The organism is Magnetococcales bacterium (assembly GCA_015232395.1).
GTDB lineage: Bacteria > Pseudomonadota > Magnetococcia > Magnetococcales > JADFZT01 > JADFZT01.
In genome coordinates this window covers 1-19597 of record JADFZT010000051.1, presented here as the reverse complement: position 1 = coordinate 19597, position 19597 = coordinate 1, and the positions used below count along the sequence as shown (strand labels likewise).

Here is a 19597-nt window from a genome sequence, read left to right as displayed (position 1 = left end):
GGTGAGTCTACATCTGTTGATACCAGCCCTTCAAGGAAACGGACCTGGGTATCGGACGGGGCATTGTATGAATCTCATCCGCCAACGCAAATAAAATCCGTATCTGCCATCCCATTCATCGCCTGTTTTTCAACTCACCCCTTGCCCTACAAACTGACCTGTTCACCTCTTTTATCCAGATATTCCACCTGATTTTGTTTGTTTTTTTCCCATCGACCAACACCCTTTTCCAGGGATATTGAAAGGATTCAACGGGATCATCCAGACCGTTTCGATCCCGGATGAAAACACGTTTTAGCAGATAGCGCTCCCATCATATAATGTTGGGCAGATCCACCAAAATTCAGCTGATTCCTACCTCTGGGAGGAGATTTCCCGACCACAGCCCCCCCAATTGGAACGGGTTCGGCTTAAGGTTGACCTCTAATCATCCCACTTATGAAGCCCCTCTTGCATCCCCCCTTGCATCTCCCCTTGCATCCCTTCTTGCATCCCCTCTTGTATTCCATCTTTTATCCTCCCCGGGTTTAACGGAATCTCGCCATCCAAAGAAGCAGTTCAGCTGATCCGTGGATTCAGGTATGATTGACCGCTGTGGCCTGTCGGTCGCTGAAACTTGGCTCCCGGTAAGGTCAAGCCCACCGATGCCACGATCCCCACGGTTGGGAGCGCTCCGTTATTCCGACCAAAAGCCTGACAAGGATGCCGCTTACGTGAAATTTACCAATCAGGAAATCGCTGATCTCAAACAGCTCATCCAAAAGTCCAGCCAGCTGATTCCACCGACAGAACCCTTTCCCTCCCAGGGAGAGAGCCGGGCTGATCTTCTGGCTCTTTTTAAACAGACCCTTCAGGAGGGCTGGGAAAAACTGCGGCAATTTCACCTCAAAGGTGCCTCAGGACACCGCATTGTCCGAGGCCATACTCATTTGTCGGATACCCTTCTACAGGTGCTCTATCAATTAATTTCCGCCCCCCACTCCCCTGGAGAAAAAACACTTCGGGAGGCGTTCAGCCTGGTGGCAACCGGTGGTTACGGGCGCAAGGAGCTGGCCCCCTATTCCGATATCGACCTGCTCTTTCTCATGCCCGACACCCCCTCCCCCGAGATGAACGCCTGTGTCTCGAAGATGCTCTATTTTCTCTGGGATCTGGGACTGGAGGTGGGCCAAGCCGTACGCTCCATCAACGACTGCGTGGTGTTGGCTGAAAAAGAGCTTGAAATCCGCACCTCTCTGCTTGAGTCCCGTTTTATCGCTGGCAATAAAAAACTTTTTCAGGTCTACCGCGCCACCCTGTTTGAGCAGGTGCTACTCAAAAATCCCGGAGCCTTTCTCCGGGGCAAACTGCTCGAACAACGAAAGCGCCATGAACGATTTGGCAATTCGATGTTTTATCTGGAGCCCAACCTCAAGGAAAACCCTGGTGGGCTCAGGGATATTCACACTTTTTTCTGGATTTCCAAATACCGCTATCAGGTGGATCGAATCCGGGAACTGGTCCCCCGGGGCATCATCACCTCCGAGGAGTATCAAACCTTTACCCGCTCCCGAGCCTTTCTCCAGAGGGTGCGCAACGCCCTCCACTATCGGGCCAAACGCCGGGATGATCGTTTAACCTTTCACCACCAGCTGGAAATCGCTGAGGAATTTGGCTACCGAAACCGCCCCGGGGTACTGGGTGTGGAACAATTCATGCGCCGCTACTACCAGGTGGCCAGACAGGTAGGCAATCTTTCACACATTTTCCTCCAAAAGTATCAGGAGGAGCATCAAAAGGTGACCGGTGAAGCCAACCACCATCTGGAAGGGCCATTCTGGATCGTGGGTGACAAAATCACGGTTCAGGGGGAAAATGTCTTCAAACAAAACCCCGTCCACCTGCTGGCCATTTTTGAAGTGGCCCAACGCCGCACCAAGGGTATCCATCCAGATACCTTTCGGCTAATCACGCAAAACCTGGGCCTAATTGACCAAAAATTCCGACAAAATCCCGATGTCAACGCCCTTTTCATGAAAATGTTGAATGGCATCAAGGCGGTGGCGTGGGTGTTGCGCCGTATGAACACCTGTGGGTTGCTGGGGCGTTTCATGCCGGAATTCGGTCGGGTGGTAGGGCAAACCCAGCACGATCTCTATCATGTCTATACCGTTGACGAACACACCATCTTGGCGGTAGAAGCCCTGCGGCACATCAAAGGGGGGCGATTTACCCGGGAGCTGCCTCTTTCCACCCGACTGATCAGTCAGATCAAAAATCCGGTTGTTCTATATCTCAGTGTCCTTTTCCACGACATTGCCAAAGGGCGGCAGGGGGATCATTCAATCTTGGGGGCGGAAATGGCCACCCGGGTCTGCCGACGTATGGGCCTGCCCGACCAGGAGGTACAACTGGTCAGTTGGCTGGTCAAAAATCACCTGATTTTTTCCCGCACCGCCTTTCGCCGGGATATCAGTGACCCCCAAACCGTGGCGCAATTTTCCCAACAAATTCCAGACAAATGCCACCTGGACCTGCTCCTGCTGCTGACCGTGGCCGACATCCGGGCGGTGGGCCCCAATACCTGGAACCAATGGAAGGCAACCCTGCTCAGAAAACTCTACAACCTGACCCTGGAAACCATGACCGAAGGGGGACTCTCCAAGCCCCAGGAGTTGAGCCGTCGGGCCGAAGGCACCAAACGGGCCGTGGCCCGGCTTTTGGCCGATCAATGGCCCGAGGCATTGATCAACGAACATCTGGATCGTTTTTATCCCGAATATTTCGCCAGCTACACAGCCGAAGTCCTGGCCCGCCATTTTTCTGATCTGGCCCCCCTCCAGTCAGAGCCCCTGGGCATCGTTTTTCATGCCTCTCCCGACTCCGGCACCACCAATCTTTTGATCCATACCCAGGATCACCCCGGGTTGATCGTCAAAATATCCGGCGCTCTCGCCGCCCGGAGCGCCAACATTCTTTCTGCCAACATCCACACCTCCAAGGATGGTATGGCTCTGGACATCTTTGTGCTGGAAGATTGGCAGGGGGGAGCTATCGAGAGTGAGCAAAAGCTGGAGAGAATCCATGAAGCCCTCACCCAGGTTCTCAAAGGCCAGGTGCTACCCGAAGAGCTGCTCTCTCAGGTTGACCCCCGCACCCACCTGCAGGATCCCTTCGAAGTCGCCACCTCGGTAAAAGTGGATGACAGTTTTGATCTGCATACCATATTGGAAGTGACGGCCAAGGATCGGTTGGGGCTGCTTTTTGCCATCACCCACCTGTTGCAACGCCACCAGGTACAGGTTCGCGCTGCCAAAATCGCCACTTATGGTGAACGGGCCGTGGATGTTTTTTATCTGCGGGATCTCTATGGCCTGAAGCTGAACGAAAAGAAAACCAAACGCCTGAACCGGGATCTCAACAGCCTCCTGGAGCAGATGGACAAGGGCGAACCTCCCTGGACCTGGGTCTCCAAGGTGGATTCCGGCACCCCGCCAGACTCCATACCAAGCCAGGCAAGAAAGGTTTAAAATATTGTTTAATAAGAATAATATTTTAAACAAACCCTTTCCATGTCGGAATTTTCCGGGAAATCGACCTGCCGATGTTTTTTTTGGCTATAACGGTATCCGTCCCAAAAAACAGAGCGCTGATTGCCAATGCCCATCCGGAGCACCGGATGGATCAGCCCCACAGGCTATGTTCAAGGAACATGGAGATCCACATGGGAATTGGATATACTGAAGGGATTGGTGAATTTTTAGTGTCAACACATGGGTCTTCAGTGCAATCCTGGTCCAAAATGGACCAACCTTAAGACCCTTCAAGCCGTTCGAGGAATCCGATCGTGTCCCAGGAACCATGGCAACGAGACTCATGGCGAAAATATCCCGCTCTGCAACAACCGGAGTGGCCTGACGAAAAAAATCTCAGAGAGGCCTTTGGACGCCTCTCCGCCTACCCACCTCTGGTTTTTGCCGGGGAAGTTCGCTCCCTGAAAAAACATCTGGCCAAGGTGGCAAAGGGGGAAGCGTTTCTCCTGCAAGGGGGAGACTGCGCCGAATCCTTCAACAACTTTACCGCCAACTCAATCCGCGACAAGCTACGGGTTTTGTTGCAGATGGCGGTGATTTTGACCAACGGTATCGCCAAACCGGTGGTCAAGGTGGGACGCATTGCCGGGCAGTTTGCCAAGCCCCGCTCCAGCCCCATGGAAACCAAAGACGGTGTCTCCCTGCCCAGCTTTCGGGGGGAATCCGTCAATGATCCCTACTTTTCCGAAGAGGCCCGCCTCCCTGACCCCACCCGTCTGGAGAGGGCCTATTTTCAATCGGCAAGCACTCTAAACCTCCTCCGAGCCTTCACCAGCGGTGGTTTTGCCGATCTGGCCCAGATTCATACCTGGAACCAGGATTTTGTCGCCAAAAGTCCCCAGGGTAAACGCTATGGGCAATTTGCCGATGAACTGACTGCGGCCATGCGCTTTATGGAAGCGATCGGCATCAATTCCGGCAACACCCCCATTCTCCACGAGGTGGAATATTTCACCTCCCACGAGGCGTTGATTCTGGACTATGAAGAAGCCCTCACCCGACAGGATTCCCTCACCGGCGATCCTTACGACTGCTCCGCTCATATGCTCTGGATCGGCGAGCGTACCCGGCAGCTGGATGGGGCACATGTGGAATTTTTGCGGGGGGTTCACAACCCCTTGGGCTGCAAAATCGGCCCCAAGGTCACGCCGGACGATATCAAGGGTCTCTGCGAAAAGCTCAACCCGGACAACGAACTGGGCCGCCTGACCCTGATCGGTCGTTTTGGCCACGAAAAAATCGGCGAAAATCTGCCCAAACTGGTGCAGGCAGTCAAATCAACCGGTGCCGAGGTGATCTGGAGTTGCGATCCGATGCACGGCAACACCTACTCCACCTCCACCGGCCACAAAACCCGCTCTGTTGACAACATCTTAAGTGAAATCAAACAGTTTTTCGATATTCATCAGTCGGAAAACACCATCCCTGGTGGGGTTCACTTTGAACTCACCGGTGACGATGTCACTGAATGTGTGGGGGGATCCCAGGATTTACGGGAAGAACAGCTGCCTGAGCGCTACGAGACCACTTGCGACCCCCGCCTGAATGCTGCCCAAAGCCTGGATGTCGCCTTTTTGATCGCTGAAATCCTCCAGGGAAAAACCAAATAAAGCCTGATGCTTCCCTGCCAGAACCCTGATCAAGCCCTCTCCCGCCAGGGAGGGGGCGCTCTTCCCAAAACAAGACGATTATCTCCCAGACTTTCTCTCAAGCCAGAGCATACGCCTGGGCGTTCCCGGTTTCCTAGGGGGTGGGCTGCTGGATCTCCATCCATGGCTCACAAACTGGACAGCTTCACCATGCCAGACGATTCCTGAGTCAAATGGCAACAGGCTCTCCAGATACGACCACTCTTCCGAAGCAAAGCTGCCCAGGACGTCAAACTTCAGCCCGCATAGCAACCCAGGGACATTTCAATGCGTTCCAGGGTTTTGGGCACCTCCTGGGGAATGGTTTTTTGAATGCCATACCACCACTGGCGCACCCGGGCTTCCGGCTGACCCAGCTCCTGGGCCAAAGACTTGATGTAGACCCTGGAAATCAATCCCGGCCCAAAGAGTCGGGATCCAACGTGATGGAGTTCCTGGGAGGTCATGGGGTGTGGTTCCTTGCCATATAAAGAGGTGGAAAAACGATCTGGCTTGTCTTGAGAAAACAGGGATGGACTGAAGCTCAATATTCCGGCCACAGCTCTAAAATCAGAAGCGCTGTAAGCCCGACTGCCAGAATTCCCAGCCCCCCCATCACCGACCAATCCAACATCGGGGAGGGAATGGCGAGTCGGATTTCCGGGCTGAGTTCAGCAGCCCCAGCCGCCCGTTTCAGAGGATTAAACTTGGAGCGGCCACCACCCCCCCCACGCCATTCCGAGTCGGTCTGTTCCAGAATAAGGGTGCGTTCGGTAAACTGCAGGCGCCGTTTTTTGGCCATGGAGCGGTTTCCAATGATTGGCTGCCAGCGGGAGGAGATTCACTCCCTGCCCGGACAGTATTGAGACTCTGATGGCCTGGAACCAAGTCGCCTATTGGGACTTCTTCCACCAGCCATCGGTTCTAGAGAGGGTTTTCGCAAAATCTTCGCCAAATTGGCTCAGGGCGCAAGAGTGTGATGGATGGCAGGATTTCTATTGAAATATGGGGATTTCCAAACCGAGGCAGACATGGACGGCGTAGGGGTTTTGACGCTCATACCGGGAGCGTTGACACTGGGGGTGTCAGATTGATGGAGAGGGCAGGGAGAGTCACTCCAGAAGAGGGTAAAAGGGGCTGCCGGAAAAAGCCGCAAAAAGAGCCTCCCCTGGAAAAAAATCAGCCCTTGATCACACCAGGTTCGATTGGATTTAAAAAAATTCAGCGGACCTGATATTGGAAAGAGGGGATCCGATGGGCTTTCCGGAAAACGCTAAAGAACCCGATGTTGGAGACAGGGAATTTTCCGGCGGCTCTGCTCCACTCGCTTGGGGTTCAGATCCGCCAGGATAAAACCGTCCCCCTCGGGTGCCCGGGCAGTGACTGTCCCCCAAGGCTCCACCACCATGGCGTGACCATAGGTGCGGCGACCGTCAGCATGGCGCCCCCATTGGGCAGAAGCCAGAAGATAGGCGAAATTTTCCACGGCCCGGGCTCTTAAGAGCAGCTCCCAATGGGCCTGACCCGTGGTGAGGGTAAAAGCTGCGGGGAGTGCAAAAATTGTGGCCCCCTGCTGACTCAAAGCCCGAAAGAGCTCAGGAAAGCGCAGGTCGTAGCAGATGACCAGACCCAAGCGACCAAACGGGGTTTCCGCCACCACCGGGGTCTTACCTGCCTGCACAAAATCCGATTCCCGTAGCGCCTCCCCTCCCCCCAGGTTGACATCGAAGAGGTGCATTTTGTCGTAGCGAGCTTGAATGACCCCATCCGGCCCCACCAGGAGAGAAGCGTTGGCTGCCTTGGGGGAGTCGGGAATGGCCAGGGTGATGGAGCCCCCCACAATCCACACTCCGAGGCTTTTGGCGGTCTCCTGCAAAAAACGCACGGTGACCCCCGTCTCGGGATCTTCCAGGTGGCGACGCTTGGCCTCGAGATCCTGCCCCATAAAGGCAAAATTTTCCGGCAGCACCATCAGCTCCGCCCCCTGCCCCTGGGCATCTTCCAGGAGTTCTCCAGCCACGGCCAGGTTGTGTTCCCGATCATCGGTGGAGCACATCTGAATGATGGCCGCAGTGGCGGATCGATAGGATTTTTCTCCAGAGGGGGCGGTCATGAGCTTCTCTTTCTTCTTCAGGTAATTTCCAGGAGTTCGTTCAGCTTGCCGTCCATTTCCAATTCATAGAGGTCATCACACCCGCCCACATGGAGATCCCCAATAAAAATTTGCGGTACCGTACGGCGACCACCCGATTTTTGCAGCATTTCATCCCGCATCTCGGGGGTTTTATCCAGATTGATCTCCCGATATTGAGCCCCTTTTTTATCGAGAAGCATCTTGGCACGAACACAAAAAGGGCAGACAGTGGTGGAATATATAAGGATATCAGGCATCTACTTTCTCCGGTTCTAGTTGGGGGTATCTTTCTTAAAGCCAGCCCGGGAGAGGCAGACCACGGCCACCCGGTTTGCACCAGCTTTTTTTAATGCGGCCACGGCCTCGGCAGTGGTCGCTCCGGTGGTCATGACATCATCCACCAGCAGCAGGGAGCGCCCTTCCACCTGACGTCGATCAGCACGGAAGGCCCCCTTGACGTTGCGAATCCGCCCCGCCAGATCCAGTTGGGTCTGGGGCAGGGTCATTTTGATGCGTTTCAAGCCACTTGTCACCAGTGGTCGATCAAGATATCGCGCCAATTCCCGGGCCAGAAGGGCAGATTGATTGAAACGACGGTGGATCAACCGGGGCCAATGGAGGGGAATGGGCATCACCGCGTCCGCTTCCTCCCACTGCAAGGCCTTGCTCAACCGCTGCCAGGCAAGCCCGGCCAGGAGGGGGGCCCATTCGGAATGATCGCCAAATTTAAAACCGATGATCAGATCCTTGATCAATCCTTCGTAAGCAAATGGACAGTAGACCGCATCCGAGCGCCAAGGATCATTCAGGCACCGCCCGCAGCCATCCCGCACCTCTGCCGTCACCTCCCCACAACGCAGGCAAATATTTTCCGGCTGAGGGGGCAGAGCGTCCAAGCAACCATCACAGAGCCGATCCACCTCCCCCACCCTCTCCCGACACCCGGCACAGATCGTTGGAAACAGGAGATCCACAAAACCGTGTGCCACCCGGGAAAGGACAGAAAAACGGTGTTGCTGTTGATTATCACTCTCAAACACAAACAAAACTCCGAACCGATCGCTACTTGGTCATTCTGCTCAATCAAATCCAAGCTTCAAATCTCTCAACGTTCAACCATTCAAGAATACAGGCTATCAAAACGGTCCATATCGACAAATACCCGGTTTAACATGCAGTGATTTGGCGTGCTTCGGATCTTATATTTAATAATAGATGATATCAATGCAGACAATTATACTGTATTGATACCAGGAATAGGAGAACCCCCATCTTTTGTGACAAATATTATATTTGAAAGTTCAGGATTTCAGATGACTGTTTGCAGAATTTTATAATCTAAAATGGACATCTGGTGAACCAGGCAATAGACTTGGCAGGTGCATTGTGGGAATAATTGAAACTTTTTTAAATGAACACCAAATTTGTAAAGTCACAAAAATGCTTCGCAGATCGAAAAATATACAAGCAACTTGTTGATATGCTGCAGGTATCAGCAACTTCACAGAAGTAGCCATAAAAAAACACTGGGCTAATTCAAATCAATGATGTTGAATGGTGCCTGGCGTCAGCGCCAATGGCATCCGACTGGTTCGCTTTTTATACCCGAAGCGCCTCTTCAGTCAAGTCCCGGGCCATCGCCCCAGAAGACGATTGGGAATCCGCTTCTTCAGAGAGAAGGTGTTGGGGGGAAATCATGCTGGAAAAATTAAAACCGTGGGAGAAAACCCCTCCTGGAAGAGATGAAATAAAATCAAGATCAAAGGAAAAAACAAAAGAAGAACCGTGGGGGCAAGCCCCCACCCTCCCAGGGGGGTGTAAAACAAAATCAAGATCAAAAGATAAGAAAAATCAAGATCAAAGGAAAAACCTTGGGGAGGAAGAATCCTCCCCAACCCCCCTCCTCTTTTTTTTTAATAGTTTAAACCCTTACTCCCCCCGCTCAGTCGTCGCCTCAGGATGCTGATATATCCTGAAAGGCACCCCACCCTCCCTCTTGGCCAAATCCAAAGCACGACCCGAAGCCTCCAATAAATCCGTCACCTCTTCACCCGACTCCGGAAACAAACTGATACCAATATGAAGCCCCAATACCACCTTCTTGCCCCCTTCCAAAGTGTACGGAGCCACCAAAAACTGATAGAGACGATTGGTCAAAGCCAACACCTGCTCTTCATCCCCACACTCCGGCGCAAAGGAAACAAACATGTTGTGGTCAACACGAAAAGCCAAATCCTCCCCCCGAAGATGATGGCGCAAACGATCAGCCATGGCCCGCAACATCAAATCCCGCTCCACCTCATCAGATGAAGAACCACGCTCCGTCAAAGAGGTCGGTTCAATCAACAACACCGCCACCTTCCGCTCCTTGCGGCGGCATTGGCCCAAAGTTCGGGCCAAAAATTCATGAAACATCCGACGATTACCCAGCAAAGTGACAGGATCCTGAAGGGCCAACCCCTCCAACAGCTGTTTGGCATCAATCAAATGAGAAACATGGGCATAAAGCTTGACCGAAGCCTCTTCAAAAGCCTTTTCCAAAAGAGCAATCTCATTGCCACTCTCCTCAGGATCGATATAAAGCTTCTGTTCGTTGCCAGAACAGGCTTTGACCATGGCAGCAGCCTGATTGCGCAGTCGTTTGAGAGGTGCCAGAATAAGCCGATCCAGCGCAAACCCCACCCCCACCAGCAGCAGCACAATGAAAATCCCCGAATAAGCCAAACGCTCCCGGGAACCCGCTAGAATCTGCCGGGCCTGCTCCACCTCAACGGGAACAACCAAGGCAAAGGAACGATCAAAAATAGGCAATGGTGTGACGAACAGATTGGTCTGGCGATCAGCATCATACTCCATATGAGCCACATCGCTCTCAATCACCCCGTCAATCATCAGCTGCAGGCGACTATCTGGCTGAACATCAAGTAAATTGTCGCCGATCAAACCATCCCCAGCCGCCAGCTGAAAGGGATGGGCGGGGTTGGCAGCTCTCACCTCAGCAGCAAGGGCCTCCATCTGTTGGGCAAACACCACCGTCAGGGAAGGATGGCCTTCCACTTTCAGAGGGGCAAAAAGCAAAAGGCTCCACGCTCCACCCACCTTGGCACTACTCCAATAATGGTGCCCTTTTGAGAGAGCCTTTCGAGCATTTTGCAACAGTTCCCCGGACAGAGGCTCAGAGGCATCAAAACTCACAGGCAGGTGTTGCAGAGTTTGGCCCTGATGATCCAAAATCAGCAAAAATTCCAGATTCCACAGAGGAAAAAGATCCTGCCACTGGCGCACCATCTCCTTAAGCCCCAGCCCCTCCACCCCATTGTCCGCCTCCAGATCCAGCAAATATTCGGTATTTTCCGACCAGGAATCCTTAAAATGTTCCAGCTTGCTGACCCGGCTGGAAAGATCAGCACGAACCCCCTCGGTGATCTGGCCCGCCCGAACGTGCATCCGCTCCTGGAGAACATCCTTGAGGATGGTAAAATTGATCAGATAACCCACCCCCAGGGTAGCGATGACAGCAACCAGAAGAAAACTGACCGCAGGAATTTTCAGGCTTTTGTCACGCCACATGGTTCACCCCTCCCGGATCCTGAAGAATTGGTCCATCCGGCTGATGCACTCTTAGGCACATCACTCTTCCTTTTGCATGTCAGGATGGGGAATCGTATCAAACCCCAAAGATGACCAAGCCTGCATGCCCCCCCGATACCATTTGAGCTTGTGGGCCGGGTAGCCCAACATTAAAAGAGAGCGGATGTTGGTGGGAGATTGGCCACACCAATAGCCGTTGCAATAAAAAACCAGGGTCTTGGCATTTTCAAAGTTGAGCAGATCCTCCTCCTTCACCACCCCGAACTGAAATTCGAGGATATCCATCAACTTTTCCTTGTCGGCCTTGCGATAGTGAAGGTCGGTCCAGGGGATGGAAATGGCACAGGGAATCATCCCTTTGGCCAACCAAAAATCGGTACGGGAGTCGATCACCAGAAGAGAACCGTCCTCCTGGGCCATCTTTTTCAGATAGTGGATCATCTCCAACTCACCAATGGTCTCCACCCCGGGACTCAGGGTCATGGGCTGAACGCAATAGGGAGGGCACTTGCGGGAGGTGTAGGAAAAATCAAAATCGACCTGATTGTCGATATCCTGCTCCCGCTCCAGACGAAAATTTTTACCACCATCACATCCGGGCAGATCCACGAATGGCATTTTGGCCGTAATTTTAACTGGATAATCGCTCTCTTCAGCGGCAAAAGCAGAAGAGTCGGGAAGCAGCAGAAAGGTGAGGAGGATCAACAGGGAACAGAGGAAAACCAGTCCCTTGGGAAAGCCCTTGGGAAGAGTACCGTCACCCCCTGTGGAAGAGGTCAAAACGGCTCGGTGCTGGGCGTTTTTGAGCATGGACCTGACCCTATGCAGGGAAAGCCATCCCATTCATGGCGGTGTGGAACCATCCACTCACAGATTGGAAGATGGACCAACCAATGGTTATCAAGGGGGGCTTCGATCAGACGGGCCAACGGGGGGGCAGGTCGAATGGTGTCGCAGTCAATCAATCAGGAGCCCCCCTCCCCTTGCGCTGAAAACAATATAGGACGGATCAACCCGAGTGGATAGATAAATAATTTATCATTGGCTAGGAGTTGGGCAGTTCCCGATAAAACCGATCCACCCGATCCAGATGGTGCTCCAGGGTAAAATGATCCCGAAGGCGTTTCTGCCCGGCTTGAGCCATGGCTTGGCTTTGGTCGGGATTTTCCAGCATCTGCCGGATTTTTTCCGTCATCCCCTGGACATCTCCCGTGGGGGTGACCACACCGGTTTGGCCATCGTTCACCAGCTCCGGATTACCCCCGGCATCAGTGGTGAGAATGGGGCAACCCTCCTTCATCGCCTCCAGCAACACCCGGGCGCACCCCTCCCAGTGGGTCGGCAGCACGAAGAGATCCGCCTGACGGTAGAGCCAGCGGGGGTCGGCGACGTTGCCCAAAAAATAAAAACGATCCGACAACCCCAAATCTGCCAGCTGTGTTTGGATCCGTTGCCGATATTTCCCACTGCTGGAGGGATCGGAACCGGCGACCAGAATCGAAGGTTGGAGACCTGAACGCCCCAGCCGGGCAACGGCATCCACCAGATCGTGCAATCCTTTACGCTCTTCCAGGCTGCCGATGACGGCGACCCAGGGGCGGGGTGGAAGGGTAGAACCCAGCGTGGCTGGTGGGAGGGGTTCATTCGGCTCACCCTCTGAAGATAGCGGTGGAATGCCGTTCAGGATCACCCGGATGCGCTCTTTGGAAACATAGCCCAAACGGGCCAAATCCTCTCCCAGGGCAGCCGAAACCGGCACCATCATGGCCTTGAGTCGCCCAGGCCAGCTCCGCATCTTCAGGCAGCGCCTGGCCTCCACATCCTCCCGCACCCACCACACCACCGGAACACCCAAAAGCCGGGCGGCAATACCGGGATATTTATAATAAGAGGTGAAGGTGTTGAGATGGACCAGATCAATCTTCTTCTCCCGGATCAATTTCAGATAATCCCGGACAAGCCCCAGTTCCATCATCCCCCGTCGGGGTTGAATCGATACCGGCAGACCCAGGGCTTCGTAGGAGTCTCTGAGGGGGCCATCCTTTTCGCTTGCGGCATGGATTTGATATCCCCGCCCCTGAAGCCCTGACGCCAACAAACGCAAGCTGATGGGGGAGCCGCCCCAGTTGAGGGAGTGGGTCACCATGAGAATATTTTTCACCGGATCAGGGCTCTTTCACGGAAAGACGCATGCGTAACCAAGCCTGAACAGGCACCCGGCGTTTGGAGTCGGTGCGATACCAGTCGGGGTCGTTGTCGTTATGCAGCGTATCGAAAATAAAGGATTTTTTCCCTACCGGCTTGCGGGGTTCGATAAAATGGCACTGCTCCCCCAAGGGGCGCTGCTCCTTGAGATGGCAGGGTCCGGCATAAACCAGCACCGGCACCCCCACCGAATCAGCCAGATAGGCAGGCCCTGAATCCGCACTCACGAAAAGATCCATGGCGGCGAGATTGTCCGGCAAATCTTCCAGCGGCACCTCCCCCAACAGGGAAATCACCCGCTCCCGATCAAAATCCCCCTGTTCCAACACCTCATGAAAGGCCGGTTCGTCCGCTTCGGTGCCAAAGACAAACACCGTCGCCCCCAAAGAGATCAATTCAGCAATCATCCAGGCCCACTCATCCCCAGGCATTTTTTTGGAGGGATTACCGGCAATAATCCCCACCCCCGCCTTAAGCCCTTCCACCATCCCAACCTTCAGGCGCAACCGCTCCGGATCCACCTGATCCACTACTTTGGTAGGAGAACTCCCCCCGATACGGCGGCTCCCGGCCAAGGCCAGGTAGCTATCCACGGTGAGATCATCCTTGGTGTGCTCCACCAGTTGATCATAAAACCGCATGAAAAGTTGGGCGGTCTGGCCAGAACGGTAGGTGCGGATAGCCGCCTTGCGTCCGGGCGCCCCGGAGAGGCCAAAAAACAGATTCAGGGCGTTGGGGGTGGTGACCAAAATATCGGCATAGTTTTTCAGGTAGAGGGTCAAAGCCAGGCGAAGTTTGGCCCATAACGAGCCGCTCCAATCCTGTACCAACCAAGCCTGACCGATGCGCTGATCCCGGGGGGGGAACGGGGCGTTCATGCGGTCGATGAGCACATCCACCTGATCAAAGGGGGAAAAAAGGGCGCTGGCATTGACATAATCGCCAATCTTGCCGGTATGGATGACGAGCACCCCGCCCCGTTTCCGGCGAAAGGGTATCAGCAGCCAGTAGAGGGGTTGTAGCAAAAAATGGATGATCAGATAAAACATGGCGGCATCTTTAGGATCAGCCCCCCTTAACCGGGGAGATAACGAACCTTGCGGGTCACCTGCTGATCCTGAAAAGTGAGTGGCGCATCCCTATTTTTCAGCAGTTTTTGGTATTCACTCAAGGGAAATCCGGCGTGTGCCCCGATCACCTCCCGGGGAATGGGCGCGGTTTGCCCACCGATCTCCTTGGCCACCGGCCAGTTGGCCCAAAACCCCAAATCCCCGGAGTTAAGCCCCAGGCGATCCAGAGCAATGGCCAGGGGCAGCTGGTCCGTCGGCGGCCGCTCGGTGCTTTTCACCCGTCCCCAGATCGATTGAAAAAGATCCAGCCACAGGGGGGAAAGCTGTTGCCAAATCTCCCGATCAGCAGCCAAAAAAGCCCCGTTCAAATGGGTTTTCAAATGGGGCCGTCGCACCAGGCGCATCTCTGGAAAGCGGTGGGGCAGCCCCTTTAATTTAAACGCCATCTTCCCGGTTCTAAAGCTGCCCATGATGGTGTTGGGAGTGACCGGCACCTGAAAATCCTTCAATATCATCAGGTCCGAATCCACCATCAGGATCATCGGCCCCTGGCATTGCAGGGGAGCTTGGATCTTGACGATGCGGCTTTGCCAGATATTCTGGAAGGCCGGTACCGGGGCAGGTGGCAGGATGAGGGTATCCACATGGATCTTGTGGCTGTCGATGGTGAAGGCCGAAGCGGGCTGATCGGTGACGATGCGGATTTCCTTTAAACCCGGCATGGAGCGATGAGCAAAAAAGGCTGAGAGGGAGGCCTCCTCGACATACTTTTCCCCGTAGCAGGGAATCACCACTGAATCGATGGGACGCTCGGAAAACCGCCCCAGACGTTTCATCAAGCTATTACGCCAGCGATAAATCAGCCGGTGACGGGGAGTGAAATACCAAACCTGACTGAATGCCGCCATGGGGTTCCGTTTGGGTTGATTGAGGCTTTAAAAAAAATCGTCTATGGAAAAACCCAATTTTAGGCCATTCGGATGGGCTTGACTACGGCTCTTCATCGCCATAAGCCGGTCAACTTTGGGAGAGTGACTGGCCTGAACTTAACTCTGGATCGGATGAGCTGCCTGGGTTTCTGCAAGAATGTGGCGGGCCAGGGCTTGATGGGTGTGATGCTGCAACACAAAATTCCGGGCGGTGCGGCTGATCTTTTTCAGGCGTTCCTTGTCGGCCAACCCCTGCAAAACCACCCGCTCCAACTCCCCAAAAACACTGGGGTCATAGAACAATCCGTGCACCCCCTCCTGGAGGGGTTGATGGCGCTGGATGCCAGGGCGATTCATCACCGGGACACTCCCCGCCAGGGCGGCTTCATAGTGGCGATAACACTCCCACCCCATCCCCTCGGGAGACCAGACCAGGTGTGCTGCTGCCAGGCGTTTTTGGAAGGTTTCGAAGTCCAGCCGCTCTTTTGGAATATCCACCCGGAGCCCCTGATCGGCCAGAGCGCGCAGGCGGGCCACACCCCTCTCCCGGATGGGATGGCCCTGGATATTTCCGGCATAAAACAGATCAGCGGTTTTGGGGAGGGTGGTCAGATCCTCGTCCCAGGGGGCGTCATCCACACCAATGGAGATGGGGCGAAGTTTATGGAGATGGGGGCCAGCCCCCTCAGCAATACCCTGGCGGCTTTTAAAAGCGGGTGATGTATAGAGAAAGGCGTTCAGGGGATTGACCGGCAGCTCCCGCTTGAAATATCGCACGCCATTTTGCAAAAGGGGAAAGGTGTGGTGATCCACCAGGGGCAGATCCCCCATATCCAATACCGCACAAGGGGTGGAGCGGGCGTATTGGACGATGAGTGAGGGACCAAAGCTTTTTGGATATTTCACCTTGCGCACCGTCTCACTCAACCCTTTGCGCAACAGCCCCATGGTCTTGATATGGGCGTGGCGACCACAGAGGATGAGGTCATATTCTTCCCCCTTCAGAGCTGCGATCAGCTGTCGACTCTCTTTCCAGGCAAAGGCGTGGGGACGGGTTTTGATGGTGTTGAACCAGGTGATATCGTGGCCGTCGAGAGGCTTGAAAAAACGCAAATCCCCCTTTTCCAGCTCTCCCAGAGCGAGAATTTTCATGGGGGATTCCCCAATGTCCGCGCCAAGGCCTCCTTCAATTCCGAAATCACCTCATCAGGGGTGAGTTCATCCAGGCACTGGCTTTTTTTACTCCCCTCACAGCCATCCGACCCACAGGGGACACACTCCCAATCTTTCTGGATCACCGTATGTTTTCCGGCGCGCTGATTGCCTCTGGGCTTGGGGTAGGGCGTTCTAGCTCCTTCATAGCCATTGGGCCAGGGCCCCCACGCCCACACCTTGGAAGGCCCCAGCAACCCCACCACCGGGATATCCAAGGCAGCGGCCATGTGCATGGGGGCGGTATCGACGCCAAAAAAAAGCTGACAGCGAGCTGTAAGCGCTGCCAATTCCTTGATGGAGAGCGCCCCGGTAAGATCCTGAACCGAAGCTTGGCAGTGGCTTAAAATGGCGCTGTTTTTTTCCCGTTCCTTAGAGCTGGGTGCGCCGGTCACCACCACATGGCAGCCACGGGAGGCCAAAAAATCGATGGCCTGGGCCATACCGATATCGTCCCAGCATTTAAAAAACCAGCGGGAGGTGGGGTGGACCTGAATCAAGGGTTTTACGCCATCCCAACCCCCGGCCTCCAGCGTCCCGGCCACCATTCTGGCATCCCCCTCATCAAAGGCCATGTGGACCGAACGGTAGGTGGGTTCTGTTTCAGTGGCCTGCCCTGAACCGGAAGCTATGCTGTCCCCAGTTTCAGTTTCAGTGACGGGGGCAGAAGAAAGCTCTGTACCAGCAGAGCTGTCAGAATCCAGCTCTGATTCACGATGCAGTGAAGGATCTCTCCGGGAGCCCAGAAGATTGAGATTGCGGATCACCGTATGGCGCAGACCATCCCCCGGATAGAGCGTTTCGGTACGGATCCACTTGCGCCAATTTTTTTCGTTGCGCCGCCTCCCCAGCCCCACACGCCTGGAAGCCCCGGAGAGGAGTGCCGTGATAAGCCCCCGATCCCCCTTGGTGGTGCTGATAACCCAATCAAAACGCTGCCCACGCAGATGCCGCCACCACTGGAAAAGCCGCCCCACATAGGAGAGCACCCCCTCCCCTTTCCGGCGCACCACAAAGGTCAACACCGCGTTCAGATGGGGGTGTCCCTCCAGCATGACCCGGGTGTCGGGTTTCACCAGCGCGGCGATGAAGGCCTCCGGATGGCGCAAACGCAAGCTGGAGATGAGAGGGCCGGTCAAGAGCACATCCCCCAGATGCCTGGATTTGATCACCAGAATGCGTGGGGGCAGGCTCAATCCTTCTCCTCCGTTTTAAACTGCAAACGATGGTAACGGGCATACTCCCCATCTTTTTCCAACAGGACGCTGTGGCTCCCCTCCTCCACAATTTTACCGCCCTTGAGCACGATGATCCGGTCGGCGTTGCGGATGGTGGAGAGGCGATGGGCGATCACCAGGGTGGTGCGATTTTGCATCAGCCGCTCCAGGGCCTTTTGCACCGCTATTTCGCTTTCGGTATCCAGGGCACTGGTCGCCTCATCCAAGATCAGGATAGGGGCATCCTTGAGCAGAGAGCGGGCGATGGAGAGGCGCTGGCGCTGGCCCCCGGAAAGCTTCACCCCCTGATCGCCGATCACGGTATCGAATCCATCGGGGAACGATTCGATAAAATCGAGGGCATTGGCTCCCCGCGCCGCCTCCCGAATCTCCTCCAGGGTACGGTTGGGATCCCCATAGGCGATGTTGTTGCGGACGGTATCGTTAAAAAGAATGATCTCCTGGGTCACCATGGCAATCTGGGAGCGGAGGCTTTTCATGGTGGCGGTGCGCACATCCACGCCATCAATGGTGATGGCCCCGTCCGTCACATCATAAAAACGCGGCACCAGATGGACCAGGGTGGTTTTACCCGCACCGCTGGAACCCACCAGGGCGACCTTTTCCCCGGCTTTGACTTTAAGATCGATACCATCCAGCACCGGCTCCAGATCGGCTCCATAGACGAAGGAAATTTTTTGAAAATGGATCGATTCCGAAAGCCTGGGCAGCACTACGGCGTTGGGGGCGTCGGCGATGGTGGGTTGGACATCCAGCTGTTCGAACACCCGCTTGGCTGCTGCCATCCCCTCCTGGATTTTATTGTTCAGACTGGAAAAACGCTTGATGGGGGTGTAGGCCATGAGGAGAGCGGTGACGAACGAAAAAAAGGCCCCCGCCGTGGTGTTGCCGTTGATCACCTCCCGCCCCCCATAGAGCACCACCCCGCTGATGGCCAAACCCGCCACCAGGTCCATGGAAGGATGGGTCAGGGAGCGCACGAAGGTGGCCCGGAGGCTGTTGTGCAGCACCTCCTTGGTCACCTTGCGAAAACCGGCCCGCTCCGAGGGTTCCATGCAGAAGGCCTTGACGATGCGCAATCCCGAAAGAGTCTCCTGAAGGTGGCTCATCACCCCCTCCATCAGCTCCTGCCTGTCCTTACTCAACCCCCGCATGCGCCGACCAAAGCGCAGGATCAACAATCCGGCGATGGGCAGCCCCAGCAAGGAGACCAGCGCCAGATTAAAATCCCGATAGAAAAGCACCCCCAGGAGAAAAATGACTGAAAACCCCTCCCGGAAGGTGTTGGAGATCACCGAGGAGGCGGAACTCTTCAGCATGTTGGCGTCATAGGTGATGCGGGAGATAAAGCTGCCGGTGGTGTTGGCCGCAAAATAGCCGATATCGAGGGTCAGGAAATGGCCATAGAGGGCCACCTGGAGCTGGCGGACCACCTTGAGCCCGACAAAATCCATATAGTAGTTCTGTACAAAATAGGCTGCCCCCCGCACCGCAAAAATACCCAAAATCACAAAGGGCAGCACCGTCAGCATGCTCTTATCCCGCTCGATAAAAATATTATCGAGAATCGGCTGCACAAAATAGGCGATGGCGCCATTGGTTCCGGCGATCAAAATCATGCAAAAAAAAGCCGGAATCAGATACCAGCGAAAAGGCCAGACCAACTTGCCGAAACGTCTGAGAATTTCCTTGTTGTCCAGTCCTTCCGGCTGGGAACTCTCCTGATCATCCGATTCGTTTTTTTTGATAACGTCCTTGTTGTTCATAGCGACTTTCTGTGGTGACCGATGGGGGGGCGTGAAGATCCAGTAGAAAAGGGGTACCCCTTTTAAGCGGTGATGGTCAAGCGTTGGAGGTTTCTCAAGGGGTGCGTTTAACCAAAATGTTCGGTGAGCCTGGTTAAATGGTAACTATTCAGCTTCGTTAGGCTGCATGAAGGAAGGCCGCTGACCTTCAAACAGCAATTGCAGGGCTTCGGAAGCGGAAACGCCTTGTTTGCGGCAGGTGGACAGATAACT

At 54.7% G+C, this 19597-nt stretch carries 16 protein-coding genes; 3 read left to right on the top strand and 13 right to left on the bottom strand.

Annotation, left to right across the window (positions count from 1 at the left end; genetic code table 11):
* The first annotated feature begins 644 nt into the window (after positions 1 to 644).
* Both glnD and HQL52_13760 read left to right on the top strand, forming a co-directional pair.
* Positions 645 to 3509 carry a [protein-PII] uridylyltransferase gene (gene glnD / locus HQL52_13765; GenBank protein ID MBF0370515.1) on the top strand — a complete coding sequence of 955 codons (2865 nt, stop codon included), beginning with the start codon at positions 645 to 647 and terminating at the stop codon, positions 3507 to 3509.
* 314 nt (positions 3510 to 3823) lie between these two features.
* Positions 3824 to 5182 carry a 3-deoxy-7-phosphoheptulonate synthase class II gene (locus tag HQL52_13760; GenBank protein ID MBF0370514.1) on the top strand — a complete coding sequence of 453 codons (1359 nt, stop codon included), beginning with the start codon at positions 3824 to 3826 and terminating at the stop codon, positions 5180 to 5182.
* A gap of 275 nt (positions 5183 to 5457) precedes the next feature.
* Here HQL52_13760 and HQL52_13755 read toward each other — a convergent pair whose 3' ends face one another.
* The 5 genes from HQL52_13755 to HQL52_13735 all read right to left on the bottom strand — a co-directional run bounded on the left by HQL52_13755 (position 5458) and on the right by HQL52_13735 (position 8374).
* The gene (locus HQL52_13755) at positions 5458 to 5667 is read right to left on the bottom strand and encodes a hypothetical protein (protein MBF0370513.1); all 210 of its coding nucleotides are present in this window, start codon (positions 5665 to 5667) and stop codon (positions 5458 to 5460) included.
* 77 nt (positions 5668 to 5744) lie between these two features.
* A complete protein-coding gene (locus tag HQL52_13750; protein MBF0370512.1) occupies positions 5745 to 6002 on the bottom strand; it encodes a hypothetical protein in 258 nt (85 codons plus the stop codon).
* Positions 6003 to 6473: 471 nt separating this feature from the next.
* On the bottom strand, positions 6474 to 7313 hold the full coding sequence (locus tag HQL52_13745; protein MBF0370511.1) for a carbon-nitrogen hydrolase family protein: 840 nt from the start codon (positions 7311 to 7313) through the stop codon (positions 6474 to 6476).
* Between the two features lie 17 nt (positions 7314 to 7330).
* A complete protein-coding gene (gene grxC / locus HQL52_13740; protein ID MBF0370510.1) occupies positions 7331 to 7591 on the bottom strand; it encodes a glutaredoxin 3 in 261 nt (86 codons plus the stop codon).
* A 15-nt stretch (positions 7592 to 7606) separates the two neighbouring features.
* Complete coding sequence (locus tag HQL52_13735) at positions 7607 to 8374, bottom strand: ComF family protein (GenBank protein ID MBF0370509.1); 768 nt, start codon at positions 8372 to 8374, stop codon at positions 7607 to 7609.
* 656 nt (positions 8375 to 9030) lie between these two features.
* Between HQL52_13735 and HQL52_13730 the strand changes: the two genes are divergently transcribed.
* Entirely contained in the window at positions 9031 to 9300 is a 270-nt protein-coding gene (locus HQL52_13730) for a hypothetical protein (GenBank protein MBF0370508.1), read from the top strand.
* Here the strand turns inward: HQL52_13730 and HQL52_13725 are convergent.
* The 8 genes from HQL52_13725 to msbA form a co-directional block, all read right to left on the bottom strand.
* The gene (locus tag HQL52_13725) at positions 9264 to 10904 is read right to left on the bottom strand and encodes a GGDEF domain-containing protein (protein MBF0370507.1); all 1641 of its coding nucleotides are present in this window, start codon (positions 10902 to 10904) and stop codon (positions 9264 to 9266) included. The genes HQL52_13730 and HQL52_13725 overlap by 37 nt on opposite strands.
* 60 nt (positions 10905 to 10964) lie before the next feature.
* Complete coding sequence (locus HQL52_13720) at positions 10965 to 11735, bottom strand: rhodanese-like domain-containing protein (GenBank protein ID MBF0370506.1); 771 nt, start codon at positions 11733 to 11735, stop codon at positions 10965 to 10967.
* Between the two features lie 235 nt (positions 11736 to 11970).
* On the bottom strand, positions 11971 to 13086 hold the full coding sequence (locus HQL52_13715) for a glycosyltransferase family 4 protein (GenBank protein ID MBF0370505.1): 1116 nt from the start codon (positions 13084 to 13086) through the stop codon (positions 11971 to 11973).
* Positions 13087 to 13090: 4 nt separating this feature from the next.
* Positions 13091 to 14179, bottom strand: a complete 1089-nt coding sequence (locus tag HQL52_13710; protein MBF0370504.1) for a hypothetical protein — start codon at positions 14177 to 14179, stop codon at positions 13091 to 13093.
* 26 nt (positions 14180 to 14205) lie between these two features.
* Positions 14206 to 15108 carry a hypothetical protein gene (locus HQL52_13705; protein MBF0370503.1) on the bottom strand — a complete coding sequence of 301 codons (903 nt, stop codon included), beginning with the start codon at positions 15106 to 15108 and terminating at the stop codon, positions 14206 to 14208.
* Positions 15109 to 15246: 138 nt separating this feature from the next.
* Positions 15247 to 16281, bottom strand: a complete 1035-nt coding sequence (locus HQL52_13700; protein ID MBF0370502.1) for a glycosyltransferase — start codon at positions 16279 to 16281, stop codon at positions 15247 to 15249.
* Positions 16278 to 17537, bottom strand: coding sequence for a glycosyltransferase family 9 protein (locus HQL52_13695; GenBank protein ID MBF0370501.1), 1260 nt, complete (start codon positions 17535 to 17537; stop codon positions 16278 to 16280). Before HQL52_13695 ends, HQL52_13700 begins: the two co-directional genes overlap by 4 nt.
* Positions 17534 to 19279, bottom strand: coding sequence for a lipid A export permease/ATP-binding protein MsbA (gene msbA / locus HQL52_13690; GenBank protein ID MBF0370500.1), 1746 nt, complete (start codon positions 19277 to 19279; stop codon positions 17534 to 17536). The genes HQL52_13695 and msbA overlap by 4 nt, the downstream gene beginning before the upstream one ends.
* Between the last annotated feature and the right edge of the window lie 318 nt (positions 19280 to 19597).